Genomic DNA, 18,374 nt, shown 5'->3' on the forward strand with positions numbered 1-18,374 from the left:
TTTCCATATTGAAAAGCAACCATAAGTAGTATTATACTTTTTATGGATTGGGGGAATATAGGCATGCTTGAATACTTGTATCACTACTATGATGAATCGACTGGTCCATTCCGCAATTTATCAGACTTAAATCCAGAGGAAGCAGATCGTGTTTTAAACGAAATCATAGTTCAAAATAAAGGCTTCGCTAGCAAACGGTCCACGGATTATTTGAAAATTCGACGGAGTCTCGAATTAAAAGCAAGAGATTTATTTATAGATAAAGGCGGCATGCCCATTCGGAAGTTTCCCCATTATATGACTCTCGGGGAATGTCCATGGCTCTTAGAATGGTATCCAGCAGGTAAAGTACTGCAAGTTCCAATGTCGAATTTCGAGTCAAATACGATTAGTTTTACTTATGGAGATTTGTTTCCGACGATGAGGTTCCAAGACGGAAAGCCTTATCGAGGTCAGGTCTATACTATGAACGAGATCTTTGAAGTAGTAAGAGAATTTGGATTGCCACAAGAATGGAATGCCAAGGGAGAAAGAGGACCAGAAAGATACATCGAAGTGCAAGTGTGGGATGATGAACCGTTGAACAAATGGAAGTTATAGTTCGAAAAATGCAGCGAGACTTGACACCGAGATACACTTCCTGTATAAATACTTCTAAGCATATGAGTTAGAAATAACAACATTAGCGATTGGGACAGTAGTCTAGGACCGATAGTTACAGCGAGCCGGGTTAGTGGAAGCCGGTACGGATGTCTTAGATGAAGCGGGCCCATGAAATGGTTTGCCGAAACGAACGAAGTTACTTAGTAGGCAAATCCGGTCATTGACCGTTACGAAAATGAGGGGTCAAGCTGCTTATCAGGCTTGGCACTTAGAGTGGTACCACGGGATCTTTATGGCTCTCGTCTCTTATTTTAGAGACGGGGGCCTTTTTTATTTTGATAATAGGAGGAATTACAATGATTCATAAGCTGATTATTGGAGCAATTGAAGAAATAACGCAAGGCATGCTGGAAGAGGGACGTACAGAGCGACCTGAAAATCTCAAAATTGCGGTCGAGCATCCCGTTAACTTAGCGCATGGCGATTATAGCAGCAATATTGCGATGCAGCTTGCTAGGCTTTTAAAACGTGCGCCTTCATTGATTGCAGATGACTTCAAACAAAAATTAATCAAGCATCCAAGTCTTTCCTCATCCATAAAAAAGATTGAAATTGCTTCACCCGGGTTTCTAAATTTTTATGTGAATTGGTCTTGGTGGGCAGTCAATATAGAACAGCTTGCATCACAGAAAACGACAGTTAACAAAAAAGTGCTTGTTGAGCATACATCTATCAATCCAAATAAATCTGCGCATATTGGTCATTTGCGTAATTCCTGCGTAGGCGATACGATTGCGCGAATGCTCAGAAGGACGGGTCATCAGGTTGAGGTGCATAACTACATTGATGATCTAGGCAACCAATTAGCGGATACGGTGGTAGGCATTCTTCAGACAAAGTCGGTGCTGCCTTATGAGCGTTTTGGGGATTTTTGCTGGGATACGTATTCAAGTATTAATCGAGCTTATAAAGAGCAGCCAGAATTGCTTGAACAACGTACCAAGGTTCTTGCAGAGCTGGAAGAAGGGCATTCGAATGTAGCATGGATGGGCTTGTTGGTCGCAGAAAGAATTGTGCGCGAGCATGTCGAGGAAATGAAGCAGTTTGGCATCACGTATGATGTTCTGGTATGGGAAAGCAATATTGTGCGTGAAGGCTTCTGGGCTCGCGCGTTTGAACTGCTGCAGTCAACGGGAATATTCCGCAAGGAAACAGAAGGGAAGCTGAAGGGCTGTTATGTGCTGAAGCATTCTGATGAAAACGGAGAACAAGAGGAACAATCGGATTTCCACGCAGATAAAGTGCTCGTTCGCTCAAACGGAATTTTGACTTATACGGCTAAAGATATTGCTTACCATTTGTGGAAGTTTGGATTGCTCGATAACGATTTCCGTTACCAGAAGTTTTCTGATGGTTTGTGGTCAACGCATACGAGTGGTGTAAGGAAAAAAATCGGTCATGCGGATATGGTCATAAATGTAATTGATCAGCGCCAAGAGTATCCGCAGGCTATGGTTAAACAAGCATTGCTCGGTTTGGGTTTTCAGGAGCAAGCAGAGCAGTTAAAGCATGTCAGTTATGGTGTTGTTGCATTAAGCCCAAATACGGCAAATGGTTTAGGTATCGATACGTCAGACGGCAAGCATGCGTATGCGATGTCAGGCAGGCAAGGAATCGGCATAAAAATAGCGGATTTCTTAGTAAGAATGGAACAAATCATAGACGCAAAAAGATCCCGTAAAGGAGGCTTGGCAAGTCGTACGATAGCAGCAGCATCGATTCGTTATTACTTGCTTCGTTTTCACTTGCAAACAGAGGTTGTGTTTGATCTTGATCAAGCAACCGAAATATCCGGCAATACAGGTGTTTATCTGATGTATACGTATGCTCGCTCCAGCAGTATTTTGAAGAGAGCAGGAGACACTGAGTTTAACCCACAAGCTCTAGCTGAGATTAGCGATCTTGAGAATCAAGAGCATTCATTGCTGAGACATTTAGCTTATTGGCCAGAAACGCTGGAAGCTGCCGCTTTGGAGCTGTCTCCTAATCAGCTTTGTACGTATGTATATGAGCTTTCCGCATTGTTTAACCATTTCTACGCCACATGTCCTATTTTGAAGGCTGAAGGCTCAGCGAAAAGCTTGCGTATTTGGCTTACCGAGCGTTATAAGCAAACGATGCAGGATGCACTTCACATACTGGGACTTCCTGCGCCAAATAGAATGTAAACAGATGTTCCAATCATGCAATTGGCTTGCCCGTCATATAGTTTAACGCAGAGGTACAGGCATTAACAGCGATGAACGAAGGGCGGGTGCTGCAAATGGAGCAGGTACATGATAATCAGGTAGAGGATAGCGACCTTACGATAGATTTTGCGGTTCAGGGAATGAGCTGCTCAGCTTGTGCGGCAAGAATAGAGAAAGCAGTCAGCAAAATGGATGGTGTTCAATTGGCTGCCGTCAGCTTTCCGCTTCGAACCGCTTGGGTACAGTTTAAGCCTGAGCGGCTCGGAGCGAAACAAATTGCTGAGCGTGTCAAGCAATTAGGTTTTGAAGCGATGCTTAATGAGACAGCTAAAGAAGGCTTGCACAAGGAGCATCGTATATTGAAGCTGCGGCTCATTGCTTCAGCGGTACTTACGGTGCCGTTATTAACTGGGATGATGCAGCATCTGCCTTTTTTAAGGCCGATGCTTGATTATTTACCTGCTTGGCTCACTATTCCATGGCTGCAGCTCATACTTGCCACGATTATTCAATTCGCTATAGGCTTGCCTTTTTATTTCGGCGCATATCATGCGGTACGCGAGCGAAGCGCCAATATGGATGTGCTTGTTGTTATTGGAACGACAGCCGCCTATCTGTACAGCCATTATGTCGTATTTCAGAACGGCTTGTTTCGGCCGATCTCAGAGGTGGCTTCTCATGCACCGCCATTGTATTTTGAAACTTCTGCTGTTGTAATCACAGCTGTCCTGCTGGGTAAATACATTGAAGTTTCCGCCTCGCTGCGGGCGCAGCGCGGATCAGACGGCTTCGGCAAACTGCAAAGTCAGACGGCGGCGGTTGAACGGGCAGGTGAAGTGATACATATTCAGACCGAATTTGTTCGAGCGGGCGATATTGTCATCGTACAGGCTGGAGAAACGATTCCGGTCGATGGCATTGTATGCGGCGGTCACTCCGCAACCAACGAATCATTGCTAACAGGCGAGAGTCTGCCGATTGCAAAGCGGGAAGGAGATCAAGTGTGGGCGGGAACTTGGAATGAAAGCTCGCAGCTTCGCATTCGTACGAAGGCGGCAGGCCATGATACGATGCTTAACCGCATACAGGAGCTTGTTCGTCAAGCACAACGCTCGAAATCAGCCATTCAGCGAAATGTAGATGCGGCTGCAAGCTGGTTTGTTCCTGTTATGCTTCTCTTCGCCGTTGCAACGGTTTTCATGTGGGGATTATTTCTTGAGCCGGGGAATTGGGGCCGAGCATTCATATGCGGCATTGCTGTTTTATTAGCAGCCTGTCCATGCGCGCTTGGTCTAGCCGCACCGATTTCACTTGTCATCGCAGCCAGCAGACTTGCGAAGCAAGGCATTATTACGAAGGAAGCGGGCGCGCTTGAACGTTTGGCAAGCATTCAAACGATCATTTTTGATAAAACAGGAACATTAACGGAAGGCAAGCCTCATATAAGTGCTTCACTAGCTATTAAAGGGAGCCGAAATGCTTTGCTGAGATTGGCGGCAGCCGCTGAAGCGGACTCCACACATCCGCTTTCAAGAGCAATTGAGAAGGAGGCGGTCAGACTAGGGCTTATTATTCCAGCTTCCAGTCATCATGTCTTCTCACCAGGCGGAGGAGTTGAAGCGATAATTGAGGAACAGCGCTTCGCTATCGGAAATGCTCGGTTTGCAGCAGAACGCCAATGGGCTTTGAGCGTCGATATCATTGCATTCGCAAGGCAACGTGAGGATTTGGGTGAAACCGTGCTATATGCAGCAATAGACGATCAGATTGCTGGTGTAATCGCATTTAGCGATAAGATAAAGGAAAACGCGAGAGAGACAGTGAAAGAGCTTAAAAATTTAGGGGTTTCCGCTGTTCTAGCTACTGGAGATCACAAGGCGCCGGCATTTGCTGCTGCAAAAGCGGTTGGCATTACAAGCATACATGCTTCCATGCTTCCCGAGGGTAAGCTGGCACTGGTGGAGCAGTTAAAGCGTCGCGGCAAACGAGTCGCAATGGCAGGGGATGGATGGAATGACGCACCGGCATTAGCCGCAGCCGATGTTGGTTTAGCAATGGGTGAAGGAACAGATGCAGCGCTTAGCGCAGGCCATATGACGCTGCTTTTCTCTCGTCTGCATGCCATTCCAGAAGCGATTCGAATTAGCCGATTAACGATTCGAAATGTGCGTCAAAATCTAACCTTTGCTTTCCTATACAATGTTATCGTCATCCCTTTTGCTGCTTTTGGTTTGCTTGAGCCTTGGATGGCTGGAACGGCGATGGCGCTTAGCTCTGTTTCTGTTGTAAGCAATGCGCTTCGGCTTTCTGGTCAGCTACAAAGCAAGAGCCGGGTTGGTGCAAGCAGATGACGCTGACTTGGCAGCTGATTGGATTCATTATTTTAACAGGCTTATTCAGCGCACCTCATTGTATCGGTATGTGCGGGGGGATTGTATCAACCGTCTCATTAAATTCCTCAGCGCCAGTTAAAAAATCAATGCTTCTATATAATACAGGCCGCATTCTCTCTTATTCCTTATTAGGGGCTGTAATGGGAACAGTAGGTTCTTTTGTGGATGTTGCAGGTAAATTTGCAGGGGTTCAAGGATTGGCATCCATTATTGGCGGCTGTTTCTTGCTGCTCTGGCTTTGGCGGAGATTTCAGCTGCCGCTCATGAACCGATTGTCTAGCTTTCTGCACAAAAGATTAGTAGGCGGTGCTTCTCGCTCTGCTAAGCAGGAAACGTTCCATTTGCTCGCAACTGGAATAGCCTTCGGATTTTTGCCATGCGGCTTAACTTATGCGATGCAAATGACGGCAGCCTCCACTGGCTCAGGACTTGAAGGAGCGGCTGTCATGGCTCTGTTTGGGCTATCGACTTTCCCTGCTTTAGCGGCTGCCGCGTCGATCGCTGCTTTTGCCAATAAGAAATGGCGGCGATTTATGCGTAAAGCAAGTGTAGTCACGGCGATTGCTGTGGGTGTCATCTCGATTTTGCGCGGGCTTGCGGTGAATGGTGTCATTCCTTCGATTAATCCATGGCTTTGGTAATTTGCTAATGAACCGCTCGCAGTAATCTGTCGATGGTATACGTTTGATCAACCGTCTTGAGTGTTAGAGTCGCTTTCCATGTGCCAGCCATCAGCGGTACGCCTTCGCCCGTATACGTTCCAGGCTCAGCTTCCGTCATTTTAAACTCGTAATCGCCGCAAACCATATCCATCATCTCAAGCTTGACTGATAGTTCAGCTCCTTGTAATGGGGCGCCCGAGAGATCAGTAAGCTCGATTTTAAATAAATTGTTGTGTAGCACCTTCGCTGGATAACCATCGATGGACCATTTAGCTTCGCCTTTGTCGAATACATGTTCAGTCATGGGAGGAGATAATTCTTCGCCCTTTCGGAGCCATGTGAAAACTATGCCAACGACAATTGCCACAACCAGTAAAATGATAGTGAATTTTAGCAGATTATAATTTGGTTTGTGTTCTACTTTCATATCTAGGAAAGAACCTCCTTTATGAGTTGCATATTCTTTTGTTAGATTCATAAAAAGAATGAGTGTTAGAGTCGGATGTATTATCTGCTGTCTGCTATTTGCTTGCGGAACGAACGGTAAGAAAAATAAAAGCATAGCAAGGGTGGAGAAGTCGCAAGGAGAGGTAACGGACATCAGATACGCTATTGTGCTCATTTTCGTTGTTTTGGCAATCGTAACGGACATAGAAGCCCTTATTTGGCTCCACGAGTTAGTTATTAGCTACCTTTTGCCCAAATAGCGGACCCTATGTCCGTTAGACTCAAATATGAGCCCAATTCTTGAAAATAGCGTAATGTATGTCCGTTGAGGTTTGAAGTGACTATTGCGAAAAGCTAACGGACATCAGATACGCTATTAAGCTCATTTTCGCTGTTTCCACAACCGTAACGGACATAGAAGCCCTTATTTGTCTCCACGGGTAAGTTTTTAGCTCATTCTTGTCCAAATAGCGGAACCTATGTCCGTTAGACTCAAATATGAGCCCAATTCTTGAAAATAGCGGAATGTATGTCCGTTAGGAGATCTGAAGTGATTATTGCGAAAAGCTCATGGACATCAGATACGTTATTGTGATGATTTACGCTACTTACGCTGCCGTAGCTGCATCGGACATTGAAGCCCCCTTATTTGGCTCCACCAGTTAGTTTTTAGCAGCCGTTAGCCCAAATAGCGGAATGTATGTCCGTTAGCTTCAAATATGAGCCGGACTCTTGAAAATTACATCTTGCTGCTCAGTTCAGGCCAAGGCTAAACGCACTCATCATGGTAAAAAAACGCGCGCTAAGAAATAGACCCATTACGTTACCTATGCGGCAAATGAGTGAAGCAGAACGTCGATAATTAGGATGAGTATGGCATGGATGTCATTAGACAAATAGAACAAGACGTTGTATAGTAACAACGGATCATTTTATAGATGATGGACGGGGATAGATGCACCATATCTTCTCCTGCATGATCCGATATTGTTGGAGAAGCTGTTCGCTTAGCCTAATTAGAAAAAGCGTATACTAGCATTTCTGACTCAAGGTCGGGGATGCTATTTTTAATACGATATATGACGCAGGAGGAGTAAGGAAAATGAAAAGGTTACATAAAAGTACAATGAAAACGCTAGTAGGTTTTCTGCTCGTGATGATGCTCGTATTCACAGGAGCATGCGGTGCCAATAAGGACACGGTTAACGAGCCGGGAAAAACAACGAATAATGCTGGTCAGGCTGCAACTGACGAGCCATCCAAGGCGAATGAATCGACCGTTTATCCACTAACTTTAAAGGATGATACAGGTACGGAAATTACGTTTGAGCAAGAGCCAACTAAAATTGTCTCGCTTGCTCCTAGTGAAACCGAAGCTATTTATGCAATCGGCTCAGGTGACCGTGTGGTAGGTGTAGATGAGTCAAGCAACTATCCTGAGGAGGCGGCAAGCAAGGCAAAGGTTGGCGATATGACGACGAATATTGAAGCTGTTGCAGCTCTCAATCCGGATCTCGTGCTGGCGTCTTCTTCAATGAATGGAGAGGCAATCACGAAGCTCAGAGAACTGAAAATTCCGGTCTATGCGACAGACCCTCTCACGTATGATGCAGTTATTGCCAAAATCGAAAATTTAGGTCATATTATGAATAAACAATCCGAAGCGGCTGAGGTTGCAGGTCACATGCTTTCGGTGAAGCAACAAGTTTCGGATGCAGTTAAGAATGCAGTGAAAAAGAAAGTGTATTTAGAATTTTCCCCAGGCTGGACCGTTGGATCTGGCACATTCCTTGACGAATTGCTGGCACTGGCTGGCGGCGAGAATGTTGCTGGAGCTGCTCCAGGCTGGTATGAGGTGAGTGCAGAGTCGATTGTTACTCAGAATCCCGAGCTCATTATATACCCTGCATTGAAGGAGGAGCCGAATCCGATTGTTGTTGGCATTGAGAGCCGTCCTGGCTGGAATGTCATTGATGCGGTGAAAAATAAGCAAATGCATGCAGTAACAGAGGATCCGCTTGTTCGTGTAGGGCCGAGACTTGCAGATGGTTTGCTGGAGCTTGCGAAAGTGATTCACCCGGATCTCGTAAAATAATGATGACCTATAAATTAGTTTGGTATGGAGGAGCAGCTATGCTCCTTCTTGCTGTTTCTATCGTTGTAAGTTTATCGATTGGTTCGGCTGGTATTTCCATTCGAGATGTTTGGGGTATTTTGCTTCATCAGCTGCCTTGGCTTGCTGATAATTCAGTTCCTTATACACCTGCCGAAATAGCGATCGTCACGCAAGTACGTCTATCGCGTATTTTGCTTGCTGTCCTCGTTGGTGCTTGTCTCGCACTTGCTGGCACGGGCTTTCAAGGGGTTCTTCGAAACCCGCTGGCTGATCCCTATACACTAGGAGTGTCTTCGGGGAGCTCAGTTGGTGCATCGTTCATTATCTTATTCGGCTTGCAGTCAGCGATTGGCATGTGGACGATACCGCTAGTTGCCTTTGCTACAGGAACCTTGACGCTGCTTGGTGTTTTTTGGTTGTCTCGCAACAAGGGTATTATACATATTGAAACGCTAATTTTATCTGGGGTTATCATCCAGTCTTTTTTAGGCGCTTTTGTATCCTTCATGGTGTCCGTCTCAGAGGGCGTCGTGAATCAAATTTTGTTCTGGTTAATGGGGTCGCTTGCGATGAGAAGCTGGGAACATGTATATATGCTTATTCCTTTTCTCGCGGTAGGCTTTCCACTTCTGCTTGCATATGGGCAATCTCTCAATTTATTTGTACTGGGGGAACGCCATGCAGCGCATCTTGGCATCCGTGTCGAGAGAACGAAGCTGATCGTCTTAATCAGCTCGACCTTGCTGACGGCAGCAGCAGTCTCTGTTTCTGGTGTAATTGGTTTTGTTGGACTCGTGGTTCCACATCTCATTCGTTTGCTCGTTGGCCCCGACTATCGATTAATTACCCCTTTATCGGCTATCGGTGGAGGCATATTTATTTTATGGGCTGATACGCTTGCGCGCATGGCGCTGACGCCTAAGGAAATACCGCTTGGCGTTGTTACGGCTCTGCTTGGTGCGCCATTTTTTGTGTATTTGCTGCATCGGCGGAAGCTGAAGCAAGGAGGGGCGTTATGATTGAGGTGCGCAGCATCGTTCAGACGGTGCAAGGGAGGACTGTGCTCAATAAGCTTTCCTGCTCATTTCAAAAAGGGCGGATGTACGGTGTTATTGGACCTAATGGTGTTGGCAAATCAACGCTGCTGCATGTATTGTCAGGCGTTGAACAGCCGGTGCAAGGTGAAGTTTTATTCGAGGGGCAGAGCATCTCGGCATATCCAAGAAAGCAAATCGCACAAAGGATGGCAGTTTTGCAGCAAAGCGGTTTGCCTCAGGTAGGATTCTCTGTGCGTGAGGTTGTTAGCATGGGAAGATACCCTTTCCAAAACTGGCTTGGCAGCGATAAACATGATTCAGAGGAAATTATTGATAAAGCGATAATGACCATGGGACTCGAAGAGCTATCGCATCGCAAAATGGATCAACTAAGCGGCGGTGAACGTCAACGTGTTGCATTGGCAAAGGTTATGGCGCAGGAGCCCTCTATTATATTATTGGACGAGCCGACGACTTATTTGGACATTGGTTACCAAATTCAGCTTTTGGATACGGTACGTGCTTGGCAGCGTGATCGTGAACTGACCGTTATTGCCGTCTTGCATGATCTTAATTTGGCTTCGCTTTATTGCGATGAGCTTGTCGTTCTTCATGAAGGCAAAGTTGCAGCAGCTGGAACACCTAGGGCGGTCATAACTGCAGATCTTATCAAGCAGGTTTATCAGGCGGATACAACTGTGATCGCCCATCCTGTTACAGGTGCTCCGCAAATATTGCTCCAACCGGATATGAAAATATAAAAGCTTATAATACGCTTGAAGGAGTTATGAAATTGAAACATGCATTGGAAACTCAGCTTGCAGAGACGATCAAACAAATCAAACCATTTAATGAAGAGGCAGCAGAATTAGCTGTGAAGCATTCTGATTCATTGACGAAACCGCCAGGCAGCCTCGGCAAGCTAGAGACAATCGCCAGGCAGCTTGCCGGCATTACAGGCGAGCTGTGGCCGGATTTGTCACATAAAGCCGTTATTGTCATGGCGGGTGATCATGGTGTATGCGATGAAGGAGTCAGTGCGTTTCCACAAGCGGTGACACCACAAATGGTGCTAAACTTTCTCAGCGGAGGAGCAGCAGTCAATGTGCTGGCAAGACAAGCTGGCGCAGATGTTGTTTGTGTGGATATTGGTGTAAATGCGGATTTGGAGCATGAGAAGCTAGTAAGCCGTAAAGTGGTGCGGGGAACGGCCAATATGGCCAAGCAGCCAGCGTTGACTCGCGAAGAGGCCGTCCAAGCTATTATTGTTGGTATTGAAGTTGTTAATGAGCAGGTGCAGCGCGGCTGCCGATTGTTTGCAACAGGCGAAATGGGTATTGGCAATACGACTGCCAGTGCGGCGTTAACGACCGTATTGACGGGTCTATCTCCTGAGGAATCAGTCGGCCGAGGAACTGGCATAAATGATGAAAGCTGGGCAAATAAAGTGCAGGTAGTCAAACGCGCAATTGCTGTCAACGAATTGGACCGCGCTAGTGTCGATCCAATCGATGTGCTGGCTAAGGTTGGCGGTGCAGAAATCGCAGGGCTTGTTGGCGTTATTATCGGAGCTGCAGCAAACGGCTGCCCAGTCGTCATCGATGGTTATATTTCATCTGCTGCAGCGCTTGTCGCATCGCGGATAGCGGAGCAGACGCTTCCCTTTATGATTGCTTCCCACCTCTCTCAAGAGCAAGGCCATTTGAAGCTGCTTGAATCGATAGGTTTGCTTCCCATGATGCAGCTGGAGATGCGGCTTGGCGAAGGCACTGGTGCTGTATTATGTTTTCATTTTATAGACGCTGCGCTCCATCTCATGAATGAAATGGCAACATTTGAGAGTGCAGGCGTATCCAAAGGTTAGGTGAGCGTGAATGGCAATTCTAGTAACGGGCGGAGCAAGAAGCGGGAAGAGCGGATTTGCCGAGCAGTATGCGATGAGGGTTGCAGCCCGTGGATTTTATATTGCGACCTGTCAGCCGTATGATATGGAGATGCGCGAGCGAATAGGAAAACATCGCAAGGATCGTGAAGATTCAGGCTTCCGCTGGCAGACCATCGAAGATCCGCATGAAGCAGCAAATGAGCTTTACAGATTGAAAGAGCAAATCGATAAAGAAATTTCAAACGGACAGCAGCCTGCTGTCGTATTGCTCGATTGCTTAACGTTATGGCTGACGAATTGGCTTATGCGAATAGAACAAGAATCGTATGAAGATACGAGGCTGCAAATGGAGCAGCAGAAACTTCTCGAAGCTATTAACAACTATCCATATCCATTAATCATTGTAACCAATGAGGTAGGAGATGGCATTGTTCCGGCATATCCTCTAGGCAGGCTTTTTCGAGACGAGGCGGGGAGGTTCAACCAACAGATTGCTGCGATATGCGAGCGGGTTTTTCTCGTCACCGCAGGCATTCCAGTTGAATTGAAATCGCAAGCTTTTAACTGGGATCAATTATGATGATTTATTCAATAAAGGAGCTCCTGCTCCTCGCAGCGGCAGCCATTGCAATAGATTGGATCGTTGGTGATCCGAAATGGCCAACTCATCCTGTCATCTGGATAGGCAGGCTCATTCGACTGCTGGAACGTTTGCTTGCTCCTGAACGATTGAAGGAACACCCGGCTGCTGTAAGAGGTTTAGGTGTAGTGTTGACCGTTGTCACACTCGTTGTAAGCTGCGGCGCAATGTGGTTCATTATTTGGGCGGCAGATGCTATACATACTTGGCTAGGCTATGCGGTGAGCGCATGGTTTATTTCCACAACACTAGCGGTTAAGGGCTTAAAGGAAGCAGCTATGCTCGTTTATCATCCACTAGTGGTAGGAAGATTAGATGAAGCACGTAAATATGTTGGTTATATCGTAGGCCGAGATACTGCAAAGCTGGATGAACGGGAGGCATCGCGCGCTGCAATTGAGACGGTTGCTGAAAATACGGTAGATGCGCTCGTGTCACCTTTGTTTTTCGCTTTAATTGGAGGAGCACCGCTTGCTATGCTCTACCGTGCAACGAACACGCTGGATTCCATGGTCGGATATCGCAATGAAAAATATAAGTATTTTGGCTGGTGCTCTGCACGGACGGATGATGTATTAAATTATATCCCTGCAAGAATAACTGGCGTTTTGCTTACGCTGTCATCGCTGTTTGATCAGAGAATGAAGGCGAAGCAGGCGTGGCTTGCCATTCGCACGTTTGCACATCTTCATCCAAGTCCAAATAGCGGCATACCGGAATCAGCGGTTGCAGGAGCGCTAGGCATTGAGCTCGGCGGTTTGAATTCGTATTTTGGCGTAATCAGTGAACGAGCAAGGATGGGATGGCCAACTCGCCAACTGGAACCAAACGATATTGTACTAAGCGTGCGGTTACTGTACAGCGTTAGTTTTATATTATTTGCGGGGGTGATCGCCGTATGGTTCGTCGTGAATTAAAGCTGTATTTCCAAGCACTTATTGCTGCTTTTCAATTTCTAACTCGTTTTCCAGTTCCCATCACGGTTCCTTTCCAAGGATCTGTTCTCTCGCGAAGTGTCGTCTTTTTCCCTGTAGCTGGTGCGTTTATCGGTATCTGCCTCCTTGCATGTACGTGGCTGCTAGCATTATTTGTCCCTGCTTGGCCAAGTGCTGTACTGATTCTTGCGATATGGACTGCATTAAGCGGGGGCCTGCATTTGGACGGTTGGATGGATACAGCAGACGGCGTGCTGAGTCACCGCTCTCGCGAGCGTATGCTAGAGATTATGAAGGATAGCCGAGTAGGAGCGATGGGCGTCATTGCCGCAGTATTGCTCCTTCTTCTCAAAGCATCGTTATTAGCAGAACTGCTGAATGGTGGCCATTTTGAGCAATATGGACCACTGCTTATCATCGCGCCGATTTGGAGCCGTGCTTGGATGAGTGCAGCTATTTCAGGGTGGCCGAATGCCCGTCAGGGTGAAGGGATTGCTGTTTTATTTAATGAGGTCAAATGGCCGCAGGCGACTGCTTCTTTTGTGATGGCAGCCATTCTTTCTGTCCTTACTTTTTGGATCGCCGGCACCGGTACAAACGTAGCATTAATAATGCTGCTTATTATCGTCATCTTAACGATTTGCTGTGGTGGTTTTATAGCGACATGGTTAAATCGGAAGCTTGGCGGATTAACTGGGGATACATATGGTGCGATGAACGAAGCGATTGAAGCGTTATTGCTGCTTGCGGCGGTCATCTGGTTATATGCGCAATAGAAAAGGAGTTGTTTTTGTAAAATGTTAGAAAGATATGGTCATGGCGGCGATTTGCGGACCGCGGAAGAAGCGTTCGATATACCTGCACATAAATTTGTTGATTTCAGCTCGAATATGAATCCGCTAGGAGCGCCGTTAAGCGTTAAACAAGCGCTTCTTACCTATGCAGATATGATAGAGCAATATCCTGATCCAGCCGTTCGCGGCCTAAGAAAGAAGCTTGCTGAACTACATAATATTGATGCTCAATCCATCGTAGTAGGAAATGGAGCGGCAGAACTAATCGATCTTATCGTCCGTACGCTGCAACCAAAGTTAACGACACTTGCCATTCCGTGCTTTGATGAATATGGCGATGCCATTCGGAAAATCGGCGGAGCTGTGTATGAAATTAAATTATCATCTCACATGCAATTTAAGCTTAGCTTGGATTCCGAGCATTTATGCGAAGCGGCCGCAACAGGATCATTAGTTATGCTCGGTTCGCCAAACAATCCAACGGGGCAGCTCGTAGATCCAGAGCTTATACGTGCACTCTTAAGTAAAGGAGCCTACGTCGTAGTTGACGAGGCGTTTATGGATTTTGTGCCTGATGAAGCACGGTACAGCCTTGTTCAAGAAGCAACTAAGCATGAACGGTTGTTCGTCATCCGCTCAATGACAAAATTTTATGCGATACCCGGCATTCGACTTGGATATATCGTTGGCATGCCTAGAACGATAAGCGGTTTGCGACGCTTGCAAATACCATGGAGCGTTAATTCTTTAGCGCAGTTGATTGGGGAAACGGTGCTGGATGAGAAGGATTATGCAGAGCGTACACTTGCTTGGTTAGAGCAGGAAAGACCTTGGCTCATGTCTGAGCTTGAGGCGATCGGCTTTGAAGTTAACCCAAGTGCGGCCAATTATTTGCTCATTCGGATTCCGAGCGATGCGGGTCTCAGTGCCAGCATGCTTCAGCTTGAGATGGGCAAGCAGGGGGTGCTTATTCGCGATGCATCGAGATTTGCAGGGCTTGATCATACGTATATCCGGGTTGCCATTAAACTTCGGCAGCAAAATGAACAGCTGGTCGCTGCTTTTAAGCATTGCTTGAAATGGAATGAAAACCAAGGCGGATAAGGAAATTTAACAAATTGCAAATTTCCTATCCATTCCAAATTAAACTCATGTATAAGCTTCTGTGACAGCCAAAGGAGGGAAAAAAGTGACACAGCCCTTTCGCAAAGATCAGCATTATTATCAATCACAGCTGTGGTGCGGCGTAAGCTTGCAGCTCCTTGAGGACCGTATTGAAGCAAGCAGCAATGTTCCTTTATATGCACTAAGCAGCGCAATTCATCCGGGCGGCTTTTCTTATACCAATCGTATTGTGAATTGGAAAGTGCCGCTTACTTATCAATGTGAAGATCCTGTTCTCGACATCATTAATCAATGTTCGGAATGGGGCTGCGAACCAGAAGCTACAGTAGGATTATTAACAGCAGCGAAGCTGACACATGCATCCATCACTGAAATGGAAGGCGATCTGTTTAAGCTTATCTGCTGTACGACGGTAGGCACACGTAATGCAGCAAGATCTGGTATGCCGCGAAGTACCTTCTCTGCTTATTCTCCGGGAACGATCAATATAGTTATTTTAATCGATGGTCAAATGACTGAATCAGCTATGGTGAATGCGGTCATAACAGCAACTGAAGCGAAAACAGCAGCATTACAGCATTTAGGCATCGTTGAGATGGAAACAGGACAATCAGCTACGGGGACGACAACGGATGCCATTGTCGTAGCGGTTAGTCAAGCAGCAAGCTGGAATGCGGTTCATGCGTATGCTGGTGCAGCTACGACAATTGGGTGCGCGATTGGAGAAGCGGTCTATGAGACTGTACTAGAAGCAACACGAACGCAGCATGATGACTAAGGATTAACGACCTTCGCCATAATTTCTATAAGGAGGTATGCGAATTGGAATTTTGGATACGAAAAGCGACGATCGATGATCTTAAGCTTCTCTCTCAAATGAACAAAGAGCTTATCGAGGATGAAGGCAGCCGTAATCCAATGACTCTCGTGCAGCTTGAAGACAGATTTCTTGGATGATTGTCAAGCGACTGGGAGATTGCATTGTTTGAGAAGGCTTCTGCTATTTTAGGATATGCGGTATATCAAATCAGGGAAGATGATTTTTAACCAGAGGAGTCAAATGTTTATCTCAGACAGTACTGCATCGCTCGACAGCATCGGAGCCATGGTTATGGAAGCGCAGTATTAAAACAATTAGTCCGCGACTCATTTCCAAGCGGTGCCAAAGTGACGATTGATGTGTTGGCCTCCAATCCGCGAGGGCAGCAATTTTGGACGAATTGTGGTTTTGAACCCTATTATACGAACATGCAGCTTAAACAATGAAACAGCGTACTGCTTTTACTATTGCCGACTACCGACTACGCCATGCCGGGAGACAAGATAACAATGGGGATGCTAATTGAAATTGTCTTTGAGTTTATTGCCGATTTATTTATAGCGGACGGAAACGGGAAATGGGAGAAGCTCAAACAGACAAAATACGAGAAAAAGCTGCGAAAATGGGCAAAAGAATACGAATGGTTTGAGCATTTATCCGCAATCTAGACTTAAACCTGGAAGCAAGGCGCCAATTAGAGGGAATGCTCATTGATAAATATAAAAGAAGCAGCGGAATAAAATAGCGGAGTTACATTACAGCGATTGTGAAATCGTGTAAAATGATAAAGTTGAACAATCGGTCATAAGATCGATCGTGTGCCGCTTAGAACGGAGGAACATCCTTTGATTAAAATAGTAGGTTATACAAAACAAAAGCAATGGTTAACTGATTTAACGATAGAAGATCTAAACTCGCCTGAGCTTGACTGGTATTGGGTCGACTTTAGTAACCCGAAGGAAGAGGAGTGCAGACTGCTCGATACCTTTTTTCATTTTCATCCGCTCGCTATCGAGGATTGCTACCATTTGCTTCAGCGGCCGAAAGTAGATCATTACGACGATATTCATTTTTTTGTGCTGCACGAAATTGAGCGTAAGACGTTGACCGTAAATGAAATCAATATGTTCATCGGTCCATCATTTATTGTTACGTTTCATTATGAGCGATCACCAGAGATTGAGGAAGCTCAAACTAAGCTATTATCGAGCACGAAGATCGGCGACAAAGGCCAGCTATATGCGGCATATCTCGTAATAGACAAGCTGGTTGATCAATATTTTCCTGCGGTTCATGAGCTGGAAGACCAGCTTCTTGACATGGAAATCGGAAGCGGCGACGAACAAAGTCAAACGGCTATGAGCGATATATTCAACATACGTTCTAGGCTGCTGCGTTTGCGCAAAACGATTGTCCCCATGCGTGATTTATTGTATCGTATAACGAATTCCGATCGCATTGACGGGCTGAAGCCTTATATGGCCTTTTATCATGATATTTATGATCATTTGCTCAAATTGACTGAAATGATGGATTCAAGTCGAGAGATGACGGCAGATCTTCGTGACAGCTTCATTTCCTTTAACTCCAATCGGATGAACTCCATTATGAAAACTCTTACCGTTATCACGACGATCTTCATGCCGCTCACTTTTTTGGCTGGCATTTATGGCATGAACTTTCGTAATATGCCTGAACTGGAGTGGACGTGGGGCTATTTTGCTGTCATAACGATTATGCTCGTCATCGGGCTTGGCATGTATGCTTGGTTCCGAAGCAAAGGTTGGTTTAAATGAATGTTAAGGAGCTTGGAGAGCAATGGAAATGAAAGAACCTGCTCGGATGAGCAAAAAGCGGCTGTTCACCATAGTCGGCATTATGGCAGGCATTATGCTTGTACTCGTCGTGATGCTTTATTTAATGATTATTTCACTCGGAAATCGCAATGCAGTTAATCTCTCAAAGTCTGAGCAAGCATTGCATTACTCCTATTTTTCAAAGACTTCAACTAGTGGGGTAAAGCTGCACGTACTGCAAACAAAGCCCGCCTATGTCACTCTTGAAACGATCAATACAAATGTTACCATTACCGGGAAAGTCGGCATTAACGGCGGATTTTTTTATGGCAATCAGCTGTTAAGCATCGGGGTTGTAAATAGCATTCCGATTAATAAGGAAATTGGCAATTTCGGAACGGGAAGCGAAAACGTAAAATATGCGCGTGGCACACTCGTTTGGGATGGCGCTTCTGATTCATTAAGCGTTCAGGTTGCAAGCCAAGCGTCCGAGATAAAAGTGAAGGATCACACACGTTTCTGGGCACAAGGCGGTATTAGCATGAGCTTAGGCGATGATGCACATTGGATTGAGCAGTCGGTTAAGGAGAATGCGCCGTTTCCAGATGACAATCGCTTGCGATCGGCAGCGGTGTACGATCAAGCAGGGGCGTTATATTTAATTGTTAGTGAAACGAAAAACTCGCTTGCTGTATTTAGAGAAGCAATTATATCAAGCATTGGCGATGGAAAGCTGGTTGACGGTATATTTCTAGATGGTGACGGGTCGTCTCAGCTTTTTGGCAGCAAGGCATCGTTGCCTGGAGATAACAGACCGGTTGTACAAATGATCCGGATCGTAAAATGAGTTGAGATAAGATAAGGAGCAATCA

Annotated in this window: 18 protein-coding genes, 1 pseudogene and 1 other annotated feature; of the genes and pseudogenes, 18 read left to right on the top strand and 1 reads right to left on the bottom strand. The window is 45.9% G+C overall.

The window, feature by feature from the left end; all coding sequences use genetic code 11:
* The first annotated feature begins 63 nt into the window (after positions 1-63).
* The 4 genes from AC1DOV_RS15210 (at position 64) to AC1DOV_RS15225 (ending at position 5,886) form a co-directional block, all read left to right on the top strand.
* Positions 64-600 carry a hypothetical protein gene (locus AC1DOV_RS15210; protein WP_477550331.1) on the top strand — a complete coding sequence of 179 codons (537 nt, stop codon included), beginning with the start codon at positions 64-66 and terminating at the stop codon, positions 598-600.
* A 76-nt stretch (positions 601-676) separates the two neighbouring features.
* Positions 677-913, top strand: a binding site (T-box leader).
* Between the two features lie 46 nt (positions 914-959).
* Positions 960-2,831, top strand: coding sequence for an arginine--tRNA ligase (locus AC1DOV_RS15215; RefSeq protein WP_477550332.1), 1,872 nt, complete (start codon positions 960-962; stop codon positions 2,829-2,831).
* Positions 2,832-2,926: 95 nt separating this feature from the next.
* Positions 2,927-5,203, top strand: a complete 2,277-nt coding sequence (locus AC1DOV_RS15220; protein ID WP_477550333.1) for a heavy metal translocating P-type ATPase — start codon at positions 2,927-2,929, stop codon at positions 5,201-5,203.
* Entirely contained in the window at positions 5,200-5,886 is a 687-nt protein-coding gene (locus AC1DOV_RS15225) for a sulfite exporter TauE/SafE family protein (RefSeq protein ID WP_441884680.1), read from the top strand. Before AC1DOV_RS15220 ends, AC1DOV_RS15225 begins: the two co-directional genes overlap by 4 nt.
* A 4-nt stretch (positions 5,887-5,890) precedes the next feature.
* On the opposite strand, the gene AC1DOV_RS15230 is transcribed toward AC1DOV_RS15225, so the two are convergent.
* Entirely contained in the window at positions 5,891-6,334 is a 444-nt protein-coding gene (locus AC1DOV_RS15230) for a FixH family protein (protein ID WP_477550334.1), read from the bottom strand.
* 1,122 nt (positions 6,335-7,456) lie between these two features.
* On the opposite strand from AC1DOV_RS15230, the gene AC1DOV_RS15235 reads away from it, so the two are divergent.
* The 14 genes and pseudogenes from AC1DOV_RS15235 (at position 7,457) to AC1DOV_RS15300 (ending at position 18,349) form a co-directional block, all read left to right on the top strand.
* Positions 7,457-8,449, top strand: a complete 993-nt coding sequence (locus AC1DOV_RS15235; RefSeq protein WP_477512717.1) for an ABC transporter substrate-binding protein — start codon at positions 7,457-7,459, stop codon at positions 8,447-8,449.
* A 2-nt stretch (positions 8,450-8,451) separates the two neighbouring features.
* Positions 8,452-9,489: a FecCD family ABC transporter permease gene (locus AC1DOV_RS15240; RefSeq protein WP_477550388.1), complete on the top strand. Its 1,038-nt coding sequence runs from the start codon at positions 8,452-8,454 to the stop codon at positions 9,487-9,489.
* Positions 9,486-10,268 carry a heme ABC transporter ATP-binding protein gene (locus tag AC1DOV_RS15245; protein WP_477550335.1) on the top strand — a complete coding sequence of 261 codons (783 nt, stop codon included), beginning with the start codon at positions 9,486-9,488 and terminating at the stop codon, positions 10,266-10,268. The genes AC1DOV_RS15240 and AC1DOV_RS15245 overlap by 4 nt, the downstream gene beginning before the upstream one ends.
* A gap of 26 nt (positions 10,269-10,294) precedes the next feature.
* The gene (gene cobT, locus AC1DOV_RS15250; RefSeq protein ID WP_477550336.1) at positions 10,295-11,371 is read left to right on the top strand and encodes a nicotinate-nucleotide--dimethylbenzimidazole phosphoribosyltransferase; all 1,077 of its coding nucleotides are present in this window, start codon (positions 10,295-10,297) and stop codon (positions 11,369-11,371) included.
* A 10-nt stretch (positions 11,372-11,381) separates the two neighbouring features.
* Positions 11,382-11,972, top strand: coding sequence for a bifunctional adenosylcobinamide kinase/adenosylcobinamide-phosphate guanylyltransferase (gene cobU / locus AC1DOV_RS15255; RefSeq protein WP_477550337.1), 591 nt, complete (start codon positions 11,382-11,384; stop codon positions 11,970-11,972).
* On the top strand, positions 11,969-12,949 hold the full coding sequence (gene cbiB / locus AC1DOV_RS15260; RefSeq protein WP_477550338.1) for an adenosylcobinamide-phosphate synthase CbiB: 981 nt from the start codon (positions 11,969-11,971) through the stop codon (positions 12,947-12,949). Before cobU ends, cbiB begins: the two co-directional genes overlap by 4 nt.
* The gene (gene cobS, locus AC1DOV_RS15265; RefSeq protein WP_477550339.1) at positions 12,931-13,743 is read left to right on the top strand and encodes an adenosylcobinamide-GDP ribazoletransferase; all 813 of its coding nucleotides are present in this window, start codon (positions 12,931-12,933) and stop codon (positions 13,741-13,743) included. The genes cbiB and cobS overlap by 19 nt, the downstream gene beginning before the upstream one ends.
* A 21-nt stretch (positions 13,744-13,764) precedes the next feature.
* Positions 13,765-14,865, top strand: coding sequence for a threonine-phosphate decarboxylase CobD (gene cobD, locus AC1DOV_RS15270; RefSeq protein ID WP_477550340.1), 1,101 nt, complete (start codon positions 13,765-13,767; stop codon positions 14,863-14,865).
* A gap of 85 nt (positions 14,866-14,950) precedes the next feature.
* The gene (locus AC1DOV_RS15275) at positions 14,951-15,664 is read left to right on the top strand and encodes an adenosylcobinamide amidohydrolase (RefSeq protein WP_477550341.1); all 714 of its coding nucleotides are present in this window, start codon (positions 14,951-14,953) and stop codon (positions 15,662-15,664) included.
* A 44-nt stretch (positions 15,665-15,708) separates the two neighbouring features.
* Positions 15,709-15,843 (top strand): hypothetical protein, encoded by a 135-nt coding sequence (locus AC1DOV_RS15280; protein WP_477550342.1) that lies wholly within the window; start codon positions 15,709-15,711, stop codon positions 15,841-15,843.
* Between the two features lie 111 nt (positions 15,844-15,954).
* Positions 15,955-16,152: pseudogene (locus tag AC1DOV_RS15285) on the top strand (GNAT family N-acetyltransferase); the annotation flags it as partial.
* 63 nt (positions 16,153-16,215) lie between these two features.
* Positions 16,216-16,374, top strand: a complete 159-nt coding sequence (locus AC1DOV_RS15290) for a hypothetical protein (RefSeq protein ID WP_477550343.1) — start codon at positions 16,216-16,218, stop codon at positions 16,372-16,374.
* 177 nt (positions 16,375-16,551) lie between these two features.
* The gene (gene corA / locus AC1DOV_RS15295) at positions 16,552-17,502 is read left to right on the top strand and encodes a magnesium/cobalt transporter CorA (RefSeq protein WP_430054790.1); all 951 of its coding nucleotides are present in this window, start codon (positions 16,552-16,554) and stop codon (positions 17,500-17,502) included.
* Between the two features lie 22 nt (positions 17,503-17,524).
* Positions 17,525-18,349 carry a hypothetical protein gene (locus AC1DOV_RS15300; protein WP_477550344.1) on the top strand — a complete coding sequence of 275 codons (825 nt, stop codon included), beginning with the start codon at positions 17,525-17,527 and terminating at the stop codon, positions 18,347-18,349.
* The last annotated feature ends 25 nt before the right edge of the window (positions 18,350-18,374 follow it).

This window comes from Paenibacillus sp. 01T47 (assembly GCF_056398245.1).